The organism is Streptomyces rhizoryzae (genome assembly GCF_023155275.1).
Taxonomy (GTDB): domain Bacteria; phylum Actinomycetota; class Actinomycetes; order Streptomycetales; family Streptomycetaceae; genus Streptomyces; species Streptomyces rhizoryzae.
The window spans coordinates 59,889-77,342 of sequence record NZ_JALMUV010000003.1; the positions used below are offsets into that span (position 1 = coordinate 59,889).

Below are 17,454 nucleotides of genomic sequence, written 5' to 3' on the forward strand. Positions count from 1 at the left end.
GTCGGCCCCTGCCGCGGCACCGCCCGGCCCGGCACGCTGGAATCACCCTGCCGACCCCGCCCGCGCCCGCGACCGGGCCCGCGGACGCATCCGATCCGCCCCGGAGGCCACGGTGCTCACCCACCCCACCCTCGACGACACCGCGGTCACGGCCCTGGTCGCGGACGCCACCACCGCCCCGTCGATGCACAACGCCCAGCCGTGGCAGTTCACCTACTCCCGCGCCCGGCGCACCCTCACCCTCGGCGCGGACCTGAGCCGCGCCATGCCGCTGGCCGACCCCACCACCCGGGGCCTGCACCTCGGCTGCGGCGCCGCCCTGCTGAGCCTGCGGGCCGCCGCGGCGCACGCCGGACTGCGGACGGCCACCACCCTGCTGCCCGACCCGCGCAGCCCGGCCCTGCTGGCCGAGGTGCGCCTGGACGTCCCGCACGAGCCCCTCGACGCCGCGCTGAGCGGTCTGTACCGGGTGCTGCGGGACCGGCACACCAGCCGCTACCCGTTCGCCGAGCGGCGCATCCCCGACGGCGTCCGGGCCGCCCTGGCCGAGGCCGCGGACCGGGAGGGGGCCCGGCTGGCGTTCCTGACCACCCCGCACCGCGAGGCCGTCCTCGACCTGATCGTGCACGCCGAGGGCTACGACCGGATGGACGACGGACGGGAGGCCGAACAGCGCGCCTGGACCCGCGACACCCGCGTCACCGCGCCCACCGACGGCGTCCCCGACTACGCCTTCGGGCCCGCCGAGCGCGGCGGCGCCGCCCCGCTGCGGGACTTCGCCGGCCGCCGCACCGTCCCCGGCCGCGCCCACGCCGCCTTCGAGAAGCGCCCCCAACTGGCGTCGCTGAGCACCACCGGCGACGGCCCGGCCGACTGGCTGCGGGCCGGCCAGGCCCTCCAGCGCGTCCTGCTGCTGGCCACCCGCGAGGGCCTGGCCAGCTCCTTCGCCACCCAGCCCCTGGAATGGCCCGACCTGCGCTGGCTGCTGCGCGACCCCCGCACCGGCACCGGCTACGTCCAGATGGTCCTGCGGCTCGGCTACGGCCCCCAGGGCCCGCACACCCCGCGCCGGCCGGTCGCCGAGGTCCTGACGATCACCCCGTGAGCCCGCGCCGCGGCCGGCGCACGGCTCACCCGTCCGGCACGTGCGACCCGGTGCCGCGCTCCCGGACGCCGTAGAACTGACCGTACGGCTCCGGGGCCGCCGCGAGGCGGCGCCCGGCCGGGTGCGCCGGGCGCGGCCCGGGCACGGCACGAGCGGCGGGAGAGGCGATGGCGACCAGGCACCCGGCCCCCCGGGGGCTGCGCACACCGCCGGTCGCGGCGGCGGCCGGGATCGTCGCCGCGGTACTGCTCGGCGCCGCGATCCTCCTGGTGCACCTGGCGGTGCCCGAGCACCCCCAGGACGCGGCCGACTGGGTCCGGGACACCTCCCAGCGGCGGTCCCTGCACACCGCCCTGGCCCTGCTCCCGTTCGCCGGGATCTTCTTCCTGTGGTTCATGGGCGCCCTCCGGGACCACATCGGCGCGGCCGAGGACCGGTTCTTCGCCACGCTGTTCCTCGGCAGCGGGCTGCTGTTCGTGGCCATGCTCTTCGTCCTGGCGGCGACCGCCGGAAGCCTGCTGGCCGTCACGGACGTCTCCCGCGCACCCTCCGCCGGGCAGCGGGCCCTGTGGCAGTACGGGCGCCACCTCGTCCTGACCCTGCTCACCGCGTACGCCACGCGGATGGCCGCGGTGTTCGTGATCGCGACGACCACCATCGGCCACCGGCTCGGCCTCTTCCCCCGCTGGCTGGCCTGGCTCGGCTACCTCGTGGCGCTGGTGCTGCTCTTCGCCGTCGGCGGCGCCACCCACCTCGAACTCGTCTTCCCGCTGTGGATGCTGGCCGCCGGCTGCCACCTCCTCGTGGTCACCCTGCGCCGCCACCGCACCCCCGCCCACCAGGACCCCCGCGCGGGCTGACCGGGCCGCCGTGGCGCGCACCGGGGCCGGGGCCGACAGTGGAGGTACCGGCTTCGGGAGGCGGAAGACCCATGGAGCGCTACCCACCCATCGCCGAGCACGGCCTCGTCGGCGATCTGCAGACCGCCGCGCTGGTCTCCGGCAGCGGCGTCGTCGACTGGTTCGCCGCACCGCGCTTCGACGGGCCCAGCATCTTCGCCGCCCTCCTCGACCACGACCGCGGCGGCGCCTTCCGCTTCGCCCCCGACGACACCCCCGGAACCCGCTGCAAACAGCTCTACTACCCGGACACCGCGGTGCTCGTCACCCGCTTCATGTCCCCCGACGGCGTCGGCGAGATCTACGACTGCATGGCGCCGGACCGCACCGGCACCCCCACCGCCCGGCACGTCCTGGTCCGCAGCGCGCGGGCGGTCCGCGGCACCGTCCGCTTCGGCCTGGAGTGCCGGCCGCGCTTCGACTACGGGCGGGCCGCCCACACCTGCGCGCTGCGGGACGGCACCGCCGCCTTCCGCGCCCCGGGCACCACCGCGTACCTCCAGACCACCTTCCCGCTGCGCACCGACGGCACCGACGCCGAGGGCGCGGTCACCCTGCGCACCGGGCAGCTCGCCGCGGCCGTCCTGACCGTGGACGCCCCGGACGCGCCCGCCCCGCCCCCGCTGAGCGTGGCCGCCGTGGAGGACCGGTTCTGGGAGGTGGTGGACTTCTGGCAGCGCTGGCTGCACACCTCCCGCTACCGCGGCCGCTGGCCCGGCGTGGTGCACCGCTCGGCGATCACCCTCAAACTGCTCACCTACGCCCCCACCGGCGCGCCGGTCGCCGCGGCCACGATGGGCCTGCCCGAGCAGATCGGCGGCGAACGCAACTGGGACTACCGCTACACTTGGGTCCGGGACGCCTCGCTGTCCGTACGGGCCCTGCTGGACCTGGGCTTCGCCGAGGAGGCCGCCCAGTTCACCGGGTGGCTCGGGGAGCGCCTGCGGGCCGGGCTCGACGCCGGCCGCGAACCGCTCCAGATCATGTACCGCGTGGACGGCGACCCCCACCTGCCCGAGGAGACCCTCCCGCACTTCGAGGGCTACCGCGGCTCGGCCCCGGTCCGGGTGGGCAACGACGCCGCCGGCCAGCTCCAGCTGGACATCTACGGGGAGGCGCTCTTCGCCCTGTCGGAGGGCCGCGAGATCGCCATGCGGGCCGGCTACCACGGCTGGCGGAACATCGCCCGCACCCTGGACTGGCTCGCCGACTCCTGGGACCGCCCCGACGAGGGCATCTGGGAGACCCGCGGCGGCCGCAAGGACTTCACCTTCAGCCGGCTGATGTGCTGGGTGGCCTTCGACCGCGGTCTGCGCCTGGCGGCCGCCTACGGCCGGCCCGCCGACACCGTCCGCTGGACCGCCGCCCGCGACACCATCCTGGAACAGGTGATGCAGCGCGCCTGGAACGACCGGGAACAGGCCCTCGTCCAGTACTACGGCGGCGCGGTGCTGGACGCCGCGCTGCTCCTCGTCCCCCGCGTCGGCTTCCTGGCCCCCAGGACGGAGAGCTGGCTGTCCACCCTCGACGCCGTGGAACGCACCCTGGTCTCGGACAGCCTCGTCCACCGCTACGACCCGGCCGCCTCACCGGACGGCCTGCGCGGCAGCGAGGGCACGTTCAGCCTGTGCACGTTCCTCTACGTGGACGCGCTCGCCCGGGCCGGACGGCTCCGCCCGGCCCGCTACGCCTTCGAGAAGATGCAGACCTACGCCAACCACGCCGGCCTGTTCGCCGAGGAGATCGGCCCCGGCGGCGAGCAACTGGGCAACTTCCCGCAGGCGTTCACCCACCTGTCCCTGATCATGGCCGCCGCCACCCTGGACGACGCCCTCGACCGGCAGCGGGACCCGCTCGCACCCCCGGCGTTCTGACCGGCCCGGCCGGGCCCCTGATGACGGTCGTCTCGGTGTCCCTGCCGCGCAGCCCGTCCACCAGGTCCGTGACGACGTCCCGCAGCTCACCGTGCAGGGCGTACACCCGCCGCGGGGTGTGCGGCGGCCGGGGTGAGCGCGGCGCCGGTCACAGGCGGGCGATGACCAGGGCGATGTCGTCCCGGGCGCCGCCGCTGACGTCCAGGCGGGCCAGCACCGCGTCGGCGAGCCGCTCCGGGCCGACCCGGGGGTAGCGGGCCAGCGCCTCGGTGAGCCGGGCCAGGCCCGCGTCGATGTCCTCACCGCGCCGCTCGATGAGCCCGTCGGTGTAGAGGACCAGGGCGTCACCGGCGGTGTAGGACACCTCCGCCTGGGGGCGCGGGACGTGGTCCGGACGGGCCCCCAGCGGCGGGTCGGTGGCCTGGTCCAGCAGTCGGTGGCTGCCGTCGGGGTGGAGCAGGACCGGCGGCGGGTGGCCGGCGCTGCTGTACGCGATGCACCGCCGGACCGGGTCGATGACCGTCTGGACGGCCGTGGTGGCCAGCGCCCCGTGGACGGACCGGGCGTACAGCCCCAGCACCTCCAGCGCCTTGGCGGGCCCGTCCACGGCCCGCGCCGCCGCCGACAAGGCGCTGCGCAGCATGCCCATCACGGTCGCGGCCGCCAGCCCGTGCCCCACCACATCGCCGACCGCCAGGGAGAAGCCGCCCGACGGCAGGTCCGCCAGGTCGTACCAGTCGCCGCACACGTTCAGCGAGCCGGCCGCGGGCAGGTAGCGCACCGCGACGTCCCGGTGCCGCTCCAGGTCGGGGGAGTGCAGCATCGCCTCCTGGAGGGCGAGCGCGACCTTGCGCTCCCGGGCGTGCGCCCGGCGCAGCTCGTCGTTGAGGTGCTGGAGTTCCCGGGCCCGCTCGTACAGCTCGGTCTCCATGGTCTCCGCCTGGCTCCCGCCGCCCTCGCGGGCGTCCCGCGGCGCACGGTGGTGGGGCCGGCGCTCCCGGACGAAGGCGGTGACGTCCTCGGCGCGGTGCAGGATCCAGGCCACCGAGCCGTCGGCGGCCTTGACCGGGGTGTTGACCGGCGACCACCAGCGCTCCTCGAACTGCCCGGGCCGGTCCGCGCACGGGATGTCGTACCTCAGGACCGCCATGGTGTCCGGGGCGCCGGTGGCCAGCACACGGCTCAGGGACGCGGAGAGGTTCCGTACGCTGCCGGCGGCGCGGTTCGCGGGGCTGTCCGGGAAGGCGTCGAAGAGGTACCGGCCCACCAGGTCGCCGCGGGACCGCCCGGTCGCGCGCAGGAACGCCTCGTTCACCTCGGCGATCACAAGATCCGTCCCCAGCACCAGGCAGGGGCTGGGGGTGGCGGCGAACAGAGCGGCGTAGTCGATCCCCGGTGTCACTTTCCTGGCTTTCCTGGCATCCCGCGCGGCCGGACAGGCTGACGCTCACCAATCTAGGAGGCCCGTCCGCGGTACGCCCGGTGGGGCGGACGGGTCCGGGCGGCGGCCTCCCGGCGGCACGGTGAACCGGACGGTGTTAGAAATGGCAGCATGGTCGACGGGTCCGACCGATACCGGCGCGTATCGGTACGGTCACTGACCGCCAGGCGCCCGTGGAGCGTCGCCGGGCAGGTCTTCGTACTTCAGGTGGCGGTGGGCCTGCTGCTCGTCATCGGTGCCATGGCGGCGCTGCTGCTGGAGTCGCGGCACGACGGTGAGCAGGAGGCACGCAACCGCTCCGTCGCCGTGGCCCAGACCTTCGCGCACGCCCCGGGTCTCCAGGCGGCGCTGAAGTCCCCTGACCCCTCCAAGGTGCTCCAGCCGATCACCGAGAGGGCCCGCAGACAGGCGGGTGTCGACTTCATCGTGGTGATGAACGACCAGGGGATCCGCTACACCCACCCCCGCCCCGAGCTGATCGGCAAGCACTTCATCGGCGACATCGGCCCGTCGCTGGCCGGCCGGGTCCGGGTCGAGAGCGTCAGCGGTCCGCTGGGCCACGAGGTGCAGGCGATCGTGCCGGTCGACGGGCCCGGCGGCTCGGTCGTCGGCCTGGTGTCCGCCGGCCTGAAGGTCAAGAACGTCACCCACGCCATCAACCGCCAGCTCCCGGTGATCCTCGGCGCCAGCGGCCTGGCGCTCTGCCTGGCCACCGGCGGCACCGCGCTGATCGCCCGGCGCCTGCGGCGGCAGACCCACGGCCTGGGCGCCGCCGACATGTCCCGGATGTACGAGCACCACGACGCGGTGCTGCACGCCGTACGGGAGGGCGTGGTGATCATGGGCGACGACGGGCGGCTGCTGCTCGTCAACGACGAGGCCCGGCGGCTGCTGGCCCTGCCCGACGACGCCGAGGGGCGGCACCTGTCGGAACTGGCCGGCCTGGAGCAGGGCATGGCCGAGCTCCTGGGCTCCGGCCGGGAGGCCACCGACGAGGTCCACCGGGCCGGCGGCCGGCTGCTGGCGGTGAGCCAGCGCCCCACCCGCCCGCACGGCGGCGCGCCGGGCACCGTCGCCACCATCCGCGACTCCACCGAACTGCGGGCGGTGTCCGGCCGCGCCGAGGTGGCCCGCAAGCGCCTGCGGCTGCTCTACGACGCCGGGGTCGGCATCGGCACCACCCTGGACGTGGTCCGCACCGCCGAGGAGCTGGCGGCGGTCGCCGTCCCGGAGTTCGCCGACTTCGTGACCGTCGACCTGGCCGAGCCGGTGCTGCGCGGCGACGAACCGGGCGACGCGGCCGGCCAGATGCGCCGGACCGCCGTCCACGGCATCCGCGACGACCCCCCGCTCTACTCCGTCGGGCAGCGCATCGCGTTCGCCCCCGCCACCCCGCAGGCCCGCGGTCTGAGCGACGGCCGGTCGCAGGTCGTCCCCGACCTGTCGGAGGCGTACGGCTGGCACACCCAGGACCCCGTGCTGACCCGCCGGATCGTGGAGTACGGCATCCACTCGATGATCAGCGCCCCGCTCAAGGCCCGCGGCATCATCCTCGGCGTGGTCAACTTCTGGCGCTCCCGGAAGCCCGAGCCGTTCGACGACGAGGACCGGTCGCTGGCCGACGAGCTGGTGGCGCGCGCCGCGGTGAGCATCGACAACGCCCGCCGCTACACCCGCGAGCACGCCATGGCGGTCACCCTCCAGCGCAGCCTGCTGCCGCGGGCGCTGCCCGAACAGAGCGGCCTGGAGGTGGCCCACCGCTACCTGCCCGCGCAGTCCGGGGTCAGCGGCGACTGGTTCGACGTGATCCCGCTGCCCGGCAGCCGGGTCGCGCTGGTCGTCGGGGACGTCGTCGGCCACGGGCTGCACGCCGCCGCCACGATGGGCCGGCTGCGCACGGCGGTGCACAACTTCTCCACCCTGGACCTGCCGCCCGACGAGCTGCTCAGCCACCTCGACGACCTGGTCGACCGGATCGACCAGGAGGAGTCCGACAGCGGCGGCGGCCCCGGCATCACCGGCGCCACCTGCCTGTACGCGATCTACGACCCGGTCTCGGGTCGCTGCGCCATGGCGCGGGCCGGACACCCGCTGCCGGCGCTGGTCCACCCGGACGGCGGGGTCCAGTTCCCCGAGCTGCCGGCCGGCCCGCCGCTCGGCCTGGGCGGGATGCCGTTCCAGACCGCCGAGCTGAGCCTGGCCGAGGGCACCCAGATCGTGCTGTACACCGACGGGCTGGTGGAGGAGCGCAGCCGGGACTTCGACGTGGGGATGGACCTGCTGGCGAGCACCCTCGCGCACGCCGAGCGGTCGCCGGAGGACCACTGCCGGGCCGTACTCGAAGCGCTGCTGCCCACCCGCCCGCACGACGACGTGGCCCTGCTGATCGCCCGCACCCGCACCCTGGGCCCGGACCGGGTGGCCGGCTGGGACGTCCCGTTCGACCCGGCGGCGGTGGCCGGGATGCGCACCGAGGTCTCCGCCAAGCTCACCGCATGGGGCCTGGCCGACCTGGTCTTCACCACGGAGCTGGTGCTCAGCGAACTGGTCACCAACGCCATCCGCTACGGCACCCCGCCGGTCCGGGTGCGGCTGCTGCGGGACCGCAGCCTGGTCTGCGAGGTGGCCGACGGCAGCAACACCTCACCGCACCTGCGGTACGCGGCCACCACCGACGAGGGCGGCCGCGGGCTGTTCCTGGTGGCCCAGCTGACCGACCGCTGGGGCACCCGCTACACCCCGCAGGGCAAGGTCATCTGGGCCGAACAGCCGCTGCCCGCGCCGGGCATCGAGGAGGGTGGCTGACGCCGCCCGGCCGGGCCCGGCCGGTACCCGCTGCGAGGGCGGAAAGCGGGCGGGTTAGCATATGAGCACCGCCTAGCTCGATCGAGAGATAAGCCTGTGACTGTCAACGACGACTCGTTCACCAACTGGAAGAACCGCGAGGAGATCGCGGAGTCGATGATCCCGATCATCGGGAAGCTGCACCGGGAGCGGGATGTAACGGTTCTGCTGCACAGCCGCTCCCTGGTGAACAAGTCGGTGGTCAGCATCCTCAAGACCCACCGCTTCGCCCGGCAGATCGCCGGTGAGGAACTCTCGGTCACCGAGACGATGCCGTTCCTCCAGGCCCTGGCCACCCTCGACCTCGGTCCGTCCCAGATCGACCTCGGCATGCTCGCCGCCACCTACAAGGCGGACGACCGCGGGCTCTCCGTGGTGGACTTCACCGCCGAGGCCGTCGCCGGCGCGACCGGTGCCAACAAGATCGAGCGCGGCGAGGGCCGCGACGTCGTCCTGTACGGCTTCGGCCGGATCGGCCGGCTCGTCGCCCGGCTGCTCATCGAGAAGGCCGGCTCCGGCAACGGCCTGCGGCTGCGCGCCATCGTCGTCCGCGGCGGCGGCGACCAGGATCTCGTCAAGCGCGCCTCGCTGCTGCGCCGCGACTCCATCCACGGCCAGTTCCAGGGCACGATCACCGTCGACGAGGCGAACGACACGATCGTCGCCAACGGCAACGAGATCAAGGTCATCCACGCCGACGACCCGTCGTCGGTGGACTACACGGCGTACGGCATCAAGGACGCCATCCTCATCGACAACACCGGCAAGTGGCGCGACCGCGAGGGCCTGTCCAAGCACCTCCGGCCCGGTATCGCCAAGGTCGTGCTGACCGCGCCGGGCAAGGGCGACGTCCCCAACATCGTGCACGGCGTCAACCACGACATGCTCAAGCCGGACGAGCAGATCCTCTCCTGTGCGTCCTGCACCACCAACGCGATCGTCCCGCCGCTGAAGGCGATGGCGGACGAGTACGGCGTCCTGCGCGGCCACGTCGAGACCGTCCACTCGTTCACCAACGACCAGAACCTGCTGGACAATTACCACAAGTCCGAGCGCCGCGGCCGCTCCGCGCCGCTCAACATGGTCATCACCGAGACCGGCGCCGCCTCGGCCGTCGCCAAGGCCCTCCCGGACCTCCAGGCGAAGATCACCGGCAGCTCGATCCGCGTCCCGGTGCCGGACGTCTCGATCGCGATCCTCAACCTCCAGCTCGCCCGCGAGACCAACCGCGAGGAGGTCCTGGACTACCTCCGCAACGTCTCGCTGACCTCCCCGCTCAGGCGCCAGATCGACTTCACCAGCGCCCCCGACGCGGTCTCCAGCGACTTCATCGGCTCCCGCCACGCCTCGATCGTGGACGCCGGCGCCACCAAGGTCGAGGGCGACAACGCCATCCTCTACCTCTGGTACGACAACGAGTTCGGCTACTCCTGCCAGGTCATCCGGGTCGTCCAGTACGTCTCCGGCGTGGAGTACCCGACCTACCCGGCCCCGGCGGTCTGACGCCCGCTCCGCCCCTGTCGGTACCCCTGCGAGGTCCCGTGCCCGATCGGCGCGGGACCTCGCCGTGCCGGGGCGCGGTCACACCTCCAGCGTGAGGTGGATGCCCTCGTAGGCCAGCCACTGGGCGTGCGTGTGCAGGCCGTGGCGCAGGTCGGTGACGGCCTGCCAGCCGGGCGGGGGCGGGGGCCAGGAGGCGGGCCCGGCGGCGGGCGGCCCGGGGACGGGCGGTGCGCCCGGGGCGGGGGCGGTGAGGGGGACGGGGCGGACCGCGCCGCGGACCGCCTCGGCCAGGGCGGCGGCGGTCACCGGGGCGCCGGCCAGGCCGGCCACGGGCGCCGCGGGCGGGGTGCGCACCACGCCGGCCAGCGCGCCGACCAGATCGCGGGTGTGCAGGGGCCGGACGGTCGCGGCCGGGTCGTCCAGGGTCAGCGGGTAGCTGCGCAGGGCGTCCCAGACCAGGCGGCCGATGAACCCGTCGGGCGGGCAGCCGGGGCCGTAGAGGTCGCCGAGGAGGAGCGTGAACTCCCGCCCGCCGACCGTGAGGCGGAGGCCGGGCGTGCGGGGCGGGGGCGGGGAGAAGGTGAGGGGGGTCAGGTCCAGGAGGGGCGCGGCCGGGTCGGCGGCGGGGCGGCGGGTGAGGGGGATGACGCGGTGGCCGGCGTCCGCCAGGCCGCGGACCACGTGCTCGCCGAGCGGTGTGGCGGCACCGAGGACCTGCACGGGCGGGGCTTCCGGGCTAGCCGGGGCGGCGGGCCGGCGGCGGGCCGGCCGGGGGAGTGCACCGGCCTCCTGACCCGCCGTCAGGCCCGCCCGGGCGATCCGCGCCAGGGCCGCCCGCTGCTCGGCGATCCGCTCCTCGGACTGGCGGTGGCTGAGGCCGCCGGGGCCGATGGTGGCGAGCGCCTCGGCGAGCACGGCGGGGTCCGTCCCCGGGGGAGGGCCGTCGGCGGAGCCGGCCGGCGGGTCGCAGCGGAGCCCGTCCCGCCGGTGGACCCAGCCCATCGTGAAGGCGGTCAGCCACGTCGCGTGGGCCGCCTCGGGGGAGGTGTCTTCGGCCATGCGCACAATGGCCGGTAGGTGTCTTTCCGGGTCGGCGCCGACGCCCGCCAGGTACTGCGCGCAGTCCAGATGCAGCCAGTGCCCGGGGTGGCCGGGGGTGTCGGCGCGTACCGCGCACTGCGCGACGCCGTTCTTGGCGAACGGCAGCACCCGCAGTCCGGACAGCCGCAGCTCTTCGCGGCCGGGAACGTCACCGGGCAGGAAGCACACCGAGCGGCGCGGCCCGCGGAACGCGTTGCCGGAGATGCTGCCGTGGTCCTCGTGCTCGGCGAGGCTGGGCACCGAGACGTAGGACGGGATGCCGCGGGCGTGCAGGTAGCGGCCCATCAGGATGTCGTCGGGCCAGCTGTCGAGATGACGCCGGCCGAAATCCACGAAACCGGCGGCGACCGCGCGCGGAAGAATGATCGCCACGCAGGGAAAATACTCGTTGACGGCGGCCACCCACCGGGCTCCGGTCAGTGCGCCGAAACGCACCGCGGCGCCGTTCCGGGAGTCCCACAGCGCGAAAAGGGCGAGCGCCGCCTCGGGCATCCGCGCAATCGCCTGCCGGGCGCGGGCGAAGAAGGAATCCGAAAGGATCATGTCGTCCTGGACGACGAGGTGATGTGTCGCGTCGTCCTCGATGGCCTCCCAGGCGCACAATGCGGTCCGCAATACGGACGGTTTGCCGGCCGGGTCGGGATCCATCACCACCCGCAGGGCGCCGGGCGGGGCGGAATGCGCCAGCCGTTCCGCCGCCGGACGGCGTCGAGGATGGGTCATCACGGCCCCGCTCAGCCGATAAGGCGTCATCAATTCCTCCGCTTCTCCGCTTTTCCGGCCCGACAGCCTTTTCCACCGCACCGGGGCGTTCCGGTCCAGGTGAATCCGGACAGTACGGCCGTCCTGGCACCGGCCGCAAGACTGCCGAAATGGCGCTCTGGCACCGCGAATCCGGGCCGGACATGCTGACCGCCGGCCCCACCCGGGCCGATTCGTGCTCCGTTATACGGGAAGAGGGGAAGCCATGCCCAAAACGGCCCACGCACATGGCGAGGTCGAGGGGAACGGAAAAACGCACGGCAATGACGGCGCGCGGAGCGGAACTTTGGCGCCCGGTGTCTTCGCGGAAACGGTGGAGGCCCGGTTGGAGAAACTCCGGGATTCCCGGGTCGTGGTGACCGGCGGCGCCGGACTCGTCGGCAGCCGGCTGGTCGGGCTGCTGCGCCGGGCCGAGGCCGAGGTGACGGTCCTGGACCGGCTGGACGCCTATCCCGAGGCGGTGCACTCCACCCTGTTCGGCGTCGACCGGCTCGGCGCGGCCGTGGTGGTGGGGGACGTCTGCGACCGCGAAGCGGTCCGCCGGGTGCTGGCCGGCGCCGACTACGTGGTGCACGCCGCCGCGTACGCCGATGTGGCCGCCTGCACCCGCCGCCCCGGTACCGCCTTCCGCGCCAACGTCCAGGGCACCGAGGTGGTGCTGGAGGAGGCCGCCGCCTCCGACGTGCGCCGGCTCGTCCTGGTCTCGTCCGCGGCGGTGTACGGCAACGGCGATCCGGCCGTCCGGGGGCCGCAGGTCTTCCACGAGGACCAGCGGCTGCTGCCGGTCTCCGTCTACGCCAACTCCAAGCTCTGGGCCGAGCACCAGACCCGGCTGCTGCTGAGCGGCCCGGACACCCCCGAGTACGCGGTCCTGCGGTACTTCTCCGTCTACGGCGACCCGCAGGTCCCCAAGCCCGGCAGCCACTCCTGGATGGTGGCCTGGCTGTCCATGCAGGCCCGCCTGGGCCGCCCGATGCGGCTCAACGGCGGCGGGGTGCAGGTCCGCGACCTCGTCCACGTGGAGGACGTGGCGGCGGCCACCGCGCTCGCCCTGGTGGAGGAGGGCATGGCCGGGGCGACCGTCAACGTCGGCACCGGCGTGCCGACGTCGGTGCGCGAGGTCGGCGAGCTCATCGCCCGGCACTTCCCGCACGCGCGGTTCGTCACCACCCCGCTGCCGGAGGGCGACCCGCTGGGCGGCTACGCGGCCACCGGGCAGTGCCGGGAACTGCTGCGCTGGGCCCCGCGGATCGACGTCCGCACCGGAGTGGAGCGCTATGTGCGCTGGCTGGCCGACACCCCGCACGCGGTGCCCGGCTGGCTGGCCGCCGGCCCCGCCGCATGACACGCTGCCTGCGCACACTCCCGACCGCTGCCAGGAAAGGTGCGTCACGCGTGAGTTACGAGGGCTCGTACCTCTGGCAGCTGCGGCAGCGGGTCGGCAGCCGGCCGCTGCTGGTCCCCGGCGCCCAGGTGCTGCTGCTGGACGCGGCCGGGCACGGGCTGTTCCAGCAGCGCGCGGACAACGGCGTGTGGGAACTGCCGGCCGGCGCCTGCGAGGAGGGCAGCGACTTCGCCGGCACCGCGCAGCGGGAACTGGCCGAGGAGACCGGACTGCACGTCCGCCGCGCCGACCTGGAGGCGTTCGGTTCGCTGTCCGACCCCGGCGTCCACACCCTGACCTACCCCAACGGCGACATCACCCACTGCTTCGCGCTGTGCTTCGTGGCCCGCCGCTGGTCCGGGGAGCTGACCCCGGGCCGGGACGAGGTGACCCGGGCACGGTTCCGGGCGCTCGCGGACCCGCCGCGCCCCCTGCACCCGCCCACCGCTGTGGTCCTGGAGATGTTCCGGGAGTACCGCACGACCGGAAGGTTCCAGGCCCGATGAGCGGATCGCGCACGGTGTCCGACGCGGCACAGGAGGGCGCGGCGGCGCGTCCCCCCGGGCAGGTGGCGGTGCCCTGCCGGGCCTGCCTGTCCGGGGAGGACCTGGACTGGCTGGGCGGCCGGTCGGTCAGCCTGGCCCTGGACCTGATGACCACGGTCACGGTGCGCCCGCCGGGCGCCCGGCCGCCCGCCGCGGCCCCGGCGGGCGGCGCCGGCGGCTGGGCGGAGGAGGTATGGACGTTCCTGCGCCGCCGGCTGCCCGGCCTCGGCCCCCGGCCCCCGGCCGTCACCGTGCACAGCGACGCCCCGGCGGCCAGCGGCCTGTCCTCGTCCACCGCGCTGATCGTGGCGCTGTTCCGGGCGTTCACCGACGCCGTGGCGCCGGCCGGCGGGCCCGGCGGCCGGCCGGTGTCCGCCGGGACGCTGGCCCGGTGGGCGTACGAGTTCGAGTTCGCGGTGTTCCACGGCGGCGGGATGGACCACCTGGCGGTGATCGCCGGCGGTCTGCTGCTGCTCGACGGGCGCACCGCCGGCCTGCCGGGGATCCGGGGGCGTACCGGCTTCCCCGGCGAGTGGTCCGTGGTCGTCCTGGACTCCGGCACCCGGAAGGACACCGGCGACCACATCCGCACGGTCCGCGGCCAACTCGCGGCCGGTGACGCCCGGTTGGCCGCCTACCGGGAGCGGACCGACGCCGCCTCGGCCGCCGTCTGGGACGCCGTGCACCGCCGCGACCTGGCCGCCCTGGGCGCGGCGATGACCGAGGCGCACACCGCGATGCGGGACCTCCAGGGCATGTCCACCCCGCAGCTGGAGGAGTTGCGGACGCTGGCCCGGCGGACCGCCGGCCTGCCGCTGAAACTCAGCGGGGCCGGCGGCGGCGGAGCCCTGGTCGGCGTCTGCCCGGCCGCCGACCGCGCCGAGGTGGTGGCCCGCCTCCGGCGGGCGCTGGCCCCGGCGCACCCCCGCGCGCGGGTGATCCCCGCCGGGGCCGCCGCGGGCCTGGCGCCGGAGCTCGCCGCGGTCCCGGACCACCGGGCCGGGGCCGGCGGCGCCCCCTAGATGAACGGGTCGTAGTCCGTCCCCGGTTCCGGCGGGGCCACCGTGCCCGCCGCCGTTCCGGCCCCGATCGCGTCGAGTTCGAGGTTGGAGCGGTGGCGGGCGCAGTGGAAGCGGCAGTCCCGGCTCGGGTCCACGATCCCGCGGTCCGAGGACCGCCAGATCTCCGGCAGGCGCTCGGTCACCGCGTCGCCGATCCGGGCCCCCTCGTTGCCCCGGTGGTACGAGCAGACGTACACCCCCGACGGGGTCACCAGGGTCCGCAGTTCGGCGACCCGGCAGCGGTGGTAGTCCTTCTCCTGCACCGGGCCGACCCGGTTGCGCAGCGACGTCAGCGTCGAGGAGTTGACGATCTCGAAGCCGTCCCCGGTCAGCGCGGCGGCCTTGCCGAGCTGCTCCTCCACCGAGGCCAGCACCGCGTCCGGCACCTGCACCACGTGGTGGCCGTCGTCGAACATGGCCTTGGTCTCGAAGTAGTCGCAGCCGATGTCGTGGGCGAGTTCGGCGGCCCGCAGCACCTCGTGGTGGTTGCCGACGACGCTGCCGTCCGGCTCCTGCCGGGACATGACCAGGAACGAGTAGCCCAGCGCGCCGCGCTTCTCCCGGGCCAGCAGCCGCATGTTGGCGACGACCCTGTCGAAGACGCTGCGGCCCTTGCGGTCCGGGCGGAAGAGCCGGTACGTGCCGCTGGTGCCGGCGTCCACCGAGACCCGCACCCACGAGGCGTAGGCGGCCAGTTCGGCCAGGTTCTGCTTGATCAGGGTGCCGTTGGTGACCACGCCGATGGCGATACCGGCCTCCCCGAGGACCCGCAGGACCTGCCGGGTGCCCCGGTGGGCGAGCGGTTCCCCGCCGCCTATCAGGACCACCGCCCGGACCTTCATCTCCACCAGCTCACCGGCCAGTTCCGCCAGCCGTTCGGGGGTGAAGCGCCCCTGGTTGAGCAGCTTTCCGCTGATGCACTCCGGGCAGGCCAGGTCACAGAAGGTCGTCGGGTCCAGATCCACGACCAGGGGGCCGCTGGAGCGGGCCCCGGTGGCGGCCTCCACGATCCGGGGCCAGCCGGACGGCTGGTACAGCTTGGACACCAGGTCGAGACGGTCGAACGTCACAAGTTCTCCTGTGAGGTCGGGGGTTCCGTACGCCGGCGGACACCGGTCCGCCGGCCGGGCGCGTACGCACACGGCTCGCGGCCGCTCACCCTTTGACCGCGCCGGCGGCCAGACCCGCGCCGATCCGCCGCTGGACGAGCGCGAAGAAGACCGCGACCGGGAGCGCGGTGAGGGTGGCACCGGCCATCAGTCCGCCGTAGTCCGTGCCGAAGCTGGTCTGGAAGGACAGCAGCCAGATGCTGAGGGTCTGTTTGTCGTTGCTGGACAGCAGGACGTAGGCCAGCACGTACTCGTTCCACGCCTGCACCAGGGCGTAGACGGACGTCGCCACCAGGCCCGGCGCCAGCAGCGGTAGCACGACCCGGCGGAACGCCCCGAGCCGGGTGCAGCCGTCGGTCATCGCGGCCTCCTCCAGCTCGACCGGGACGGCGGCGATGAAACCGCGCAGCAGCCACACCGTGAACGGCAGCACGAACACCAGGTAGGTGAGGATCACCCCCGGCAGGCTGTCGGTCAGGCCGGCATCGCTCAGCAGCAGGTACAGCGGGATGATCAGCCCGGCCAGCGGGACCATCTGGACGCCGATGATCACCAGCACCAGCGCCTTGCGGCCGGCGAACGAGAAGCGGGCCAGGGCGAACGCCGCCAGCGTCCCGATCAGCAGGGACACCAGGACCGTACCGACGCCGATCAGCACGCTGGACCGGACGTTGGCCCAGAACGTGGGGGAGCCGAGGGCCCGCCGGAAGTGCTCCAGCGTCAGGTGGCCGGGCAGCAGGCGGGGCGGGCTGGCGTGGATCTCGGTGGCCGGGCGGAACGCGGTGAGCAGCATCCAGTACAGCGGGAAGGCCATCCCGGCGCTGAAGAGCAGCCCGAGGGCGTTCGCCGCCGCGCGCCGCCGGGTGCCGCGCGGCGCCCCGGTACCAGGGGCTCCGGTCACTCGGCCGCTCCCAGGTGGACGAGCTGCCGGACGTAGACGACCGCGCCGGCCAGCAGCATCAGGACGGTCAGCACCGCGATCGCCGCGCCGGCGCTGTAGCGGTTGACCGCGAAGGATTCGATGAACGAGTAGACGCCGAGCAGGTAGTACTCCTTCTCCGGCTGGCCGCCGCGCATCAGCCAGATCTGGTTGAAGACCCCGAAGTCCCAGATCGCGCAGAGCGAGGTGACCAGGACCGCGGTCGGCCTGATCACCGGCCAGGTGACGTGGCGGAACAGCTGGCGGGGCCGGGCGCCGTCCACCAGCGCCGCCTCCGCCAGCTCGGCGGGGACCTGGCTCAGCGCGGCGAGCAGGGTCAGCGCGGCGAACGGGACGGCGCCCCAGACCACCACCCCGGTGATCACGGCGAACCCCTGCCAGGGGTTCTCGAACCAGTTGTGCTTGCTGAGGTCGAGCCCCGGCACCAGGCTCAGCAGCCAGTTGACGACGCCGTAGTCCGCGTCCGAGAGCCAGCGGAAGATGGACGCCGCGACCATCACCGGCATCGCCCAGACGGCCACCAGCACCCCGGTCATCAGCGTCCGCACCCCGCGCGCCACCACCCGCATCAGCAGCGCCACCAGCAGCGACAGCACCATCGTCGCCACGACGCAGACCACGGTGAACAGCGCGGTGCGGCCCACCACCGTCCAGAAGAAGCCGTCCGAGAGGACCGAGCGGTAGTTGGCGAGCCCGGCCCAGGGCGGTGCGGCCCCGGAGAACAGCTCGCGCCGGGTCATGCCCTGGAAGGACAGCAGCACCAGGTCGACGAGCGGATAGCCGAGGACCGCGGCGAGCGCCAGCACGGTCGGCGCGATCAGCAGGTACGGCAGCACCCGGCGCCGTACCCGGGCGGCGCGCGGCGGCTGCTCCACGGTCCCCACCG

The 17,454-nt window shown here is 74.3% G+C and carries 13 protein-coding genes; 8 read left to right on the plus strand and 5 right to left on the minus strand.

Going from position 1 to position 17,454, the window contains the following annotated elements; all coding sequences use genetic code 11:
• Positions 1-112: 112 nt before the first annotated feature.
• The 3 genes from MUU72_RS03645 to MUU72_RS03655 all read left to right on the plus strand — a co-directional run bounded on the left by MUU72_RS03645 (position 113) and on the right by MUU72_RS03655 (position 3,878).
• Positions 113-1,105 (plus strand): Acg family FMN-binding oxidoreductase, encoded by a 993-nt coding sequence (locus tag MUU72_RS03645; RefSeq protein ID WP_248011637.1) that lies wholly within the window; start codon positions 113-115, stop codon positions 1,103-1,105.
• Between the two features lie 167 nt (positions 1,106-1,272).
• On the plus strand, positions 1,273-1,965 hold the full coding sequence (locus MUU72_RS03650) for a hypothetical protein (protein ID WP_248011638.1): 693 nt from the start codon (positions 1,273-1,275) through the stop codon (positions 1,963-1,965).
• A gap of 71 nt (positions 1,966-2,036) precedes the next feature.
• A complete protein-coding gene (locus MUU72_RS03655; RefSeq protein ID WP_248011639.1) occupies positions 2,037-3,878 on the plus strand; it encodes a glycoside hydrolase family 15 protein in 1,842 nt (613 codons plus the stop codon).
• Between the two features lie 148 nt (positions 3,879-4,026).
• Here the strand turns inward: MUU72_RS03655 and MUU72_RS03660 are convergent, their stop codons facing one another.
• Complete coding sequence (locus MUU72_RS03660) at positions 4,027-5,280, minus strand: PP2C family protein-serine/threonine phosphatase (protein ID WP_248011640.1); 1,254 nt, start codon at positions 5,278-5,280, stop codon at positions 4,027-4,029.
• A gap of 150 nt (positions 5,281-5,430) precedes the next feature.
• Between MUU72_RS03660 and MUU72_RS03665 the strand changes: the two genes are divergently transcribed.
• Positions 5,431-8,124: a SpoIIE family protein phosphatase gene (locus MUU72_RS03665; protein ID WP_248011641.1), complete on the plus strand. Its 2,694-nt coding sequence runs from the start codon at positions 5,431-5,433 to the stop codon at positions 8,122-8,124.
• Between the two features lie 96 nt (positions 8,125-8,220).
• Positions 8,221-9,666 (plus strand): glyceraldehyde-3-phosphate dehydrogenase, encoded by a 1,446-nt coding sequence (locus MUU72_RS03670; RefSeq protein ID WP_248011642.1) that lies wholly within the window; start codon positions 8,221-8,223, stop codon positions 9,664-9,666.
• A 78-nt stretch (positions 9,667-9,744) separates the two neighbouring features.
• Here MUU72_RS03670 and MUU72_RS03675 read toward each other — a convergent pair whose 3' ends face one another.
• Positions 9,745-11,490: a hypothetical protein gene (locus MUU72_RS03675; RefSeq protein WP_248011643.1), complete on the minus strand. Its 1,746-nt coding sequence runs from the start codon at positions 11,488-11,490 to the stop codon at positions 9,745-9,747.
• 364 nt (positions 11,491-11,854) lie between these two features.
• Here MUU72_RS03675 and MUU72_RS03680 point away from each other — a divergent pair, with 364 nt between their 5' ends.
• The 3 genes from MUU72_RS03680 to MUU72_RS03690 are packed head-to-tail and all read left to right on the plus strand — an operon-like array spanning position 11,855 to position 14,480.
• On the plus strand, positions 11,855-12,874 hold the full coding sequence (locus MUU72_RS03680) for an NAD-dependent epimerase/dehydratase family protein (protein ID WP_248011644.1): 1,020 nt from the start codon (positions 11,855-11,857) through the stop codon (positions 12,872-12,874).
• 50 nt (positions 12,875-12,924) lie between these two features.
• The gene (locus tag MUU72_RS03685; RefSeq protein WP_308403772.1) at positions 12,925-13,419 is read left to right on the plus strand and encodes an NUDIX domain-containing protein; all 495 of its coding nucleotides are present in this window, start codon (positions 12,925-12,927) and stop codon (positions 13,417-13,419) included.
• Positions 13,416-14,480, plus strand: a complete 1,065-nt coding sequence (locus MUU72_RS03690; RefSeq protein WP_248011852.1) for a mevalonate kinase family protein — start codon at positions 13,416-13,418, stop codon at positions 14,478-14,480. Before MUU72_RS03685 ends, MUU72_RS03690 begins: the two co-directional genes overlap by 4 nt.
• Here the strand turns inward: MUU72_RS03690 and MUU72_RS03695 are convergent.
• The 3 genes from MUU72_RS03695 to MUU72_RS03705 form a co-directional block, all read right to left on the minus strand.
• Entirely contained in the window at positions 14,477-15,589 is a 1,113-nt protein-coding gene (locus MUU72_RS03695) for a radical SAM protein (RefSeq protein ID WP_248011645.1), read from the minus strand. The two genes, MUU72_RS03690 and MUU72_RS03695, sit on opposite strands and share 4 nt — an antisense overlap.
• Before the next feature lie 85 nt (positions 15,590-15,674).
• The gene (locus MUU72_RS03700) at positions 15,675-16,529 is read right to left on the minus strand and encodes a carbohydrate ABC transporter permease (protein WP_248011646.1); all 855 of its coding nucleotides are present in this window, start codon (positions 16,527-16,529) and stop codon (positions 15,675-15,677) included.
• Entirely contained in the window at positions 16,526-17,452 is a 927-nt protein-coding gene (locus MUU72_RS03705; RefSeq protein ID WP_248011647.1) for a carbohydrate ABC transporter permease, read from the minus strand. Before MUU72_RS03705 ends, MUU72_RS03700 begins: the two co-directional genes overlap by 4 nt.
• Between the last annotated feature and the right edge of the window lie 2 nt (positions 17,453-17,454).

Coding starts and splice junctions, on each gene's coding strand:
- MUU72_RS03650 (WP_248011638.1), top strand. CDS start 1,273: ATGGCGACCAGGCACCCGGCCCCCCGGGGGCTGCGCACACCGCCGGTC.
- MUU72_RS03655 (WP_248011639.1), top strand. CDS start 2,037: ATGGAGCGCTACCCACCCATCGCCGAGCACGGCCTCGTCGGCGATCTG.
- MUU72_RS03665 (WP_248011641.1), top strand. CDS start 5,431: ATGGTCGACGGGTCCGACCGATACCGGCGCGTATCGGTACGGTCACTG.
- MUU72_RS03675 (WP_248011643.1), bottom strand. CDS start 11,490: ATGACCCATCCTCGACGCCGTCCGGCGGCGGAACGGCTGGCGCATTCC.
- MUU72_RS03690 (WP_248011852.1), top strand. CDS start 13,416: ATGAGCGGATCGCGCACGGTGTCCGACGCGGCACAGGAGGGCGCGGCG.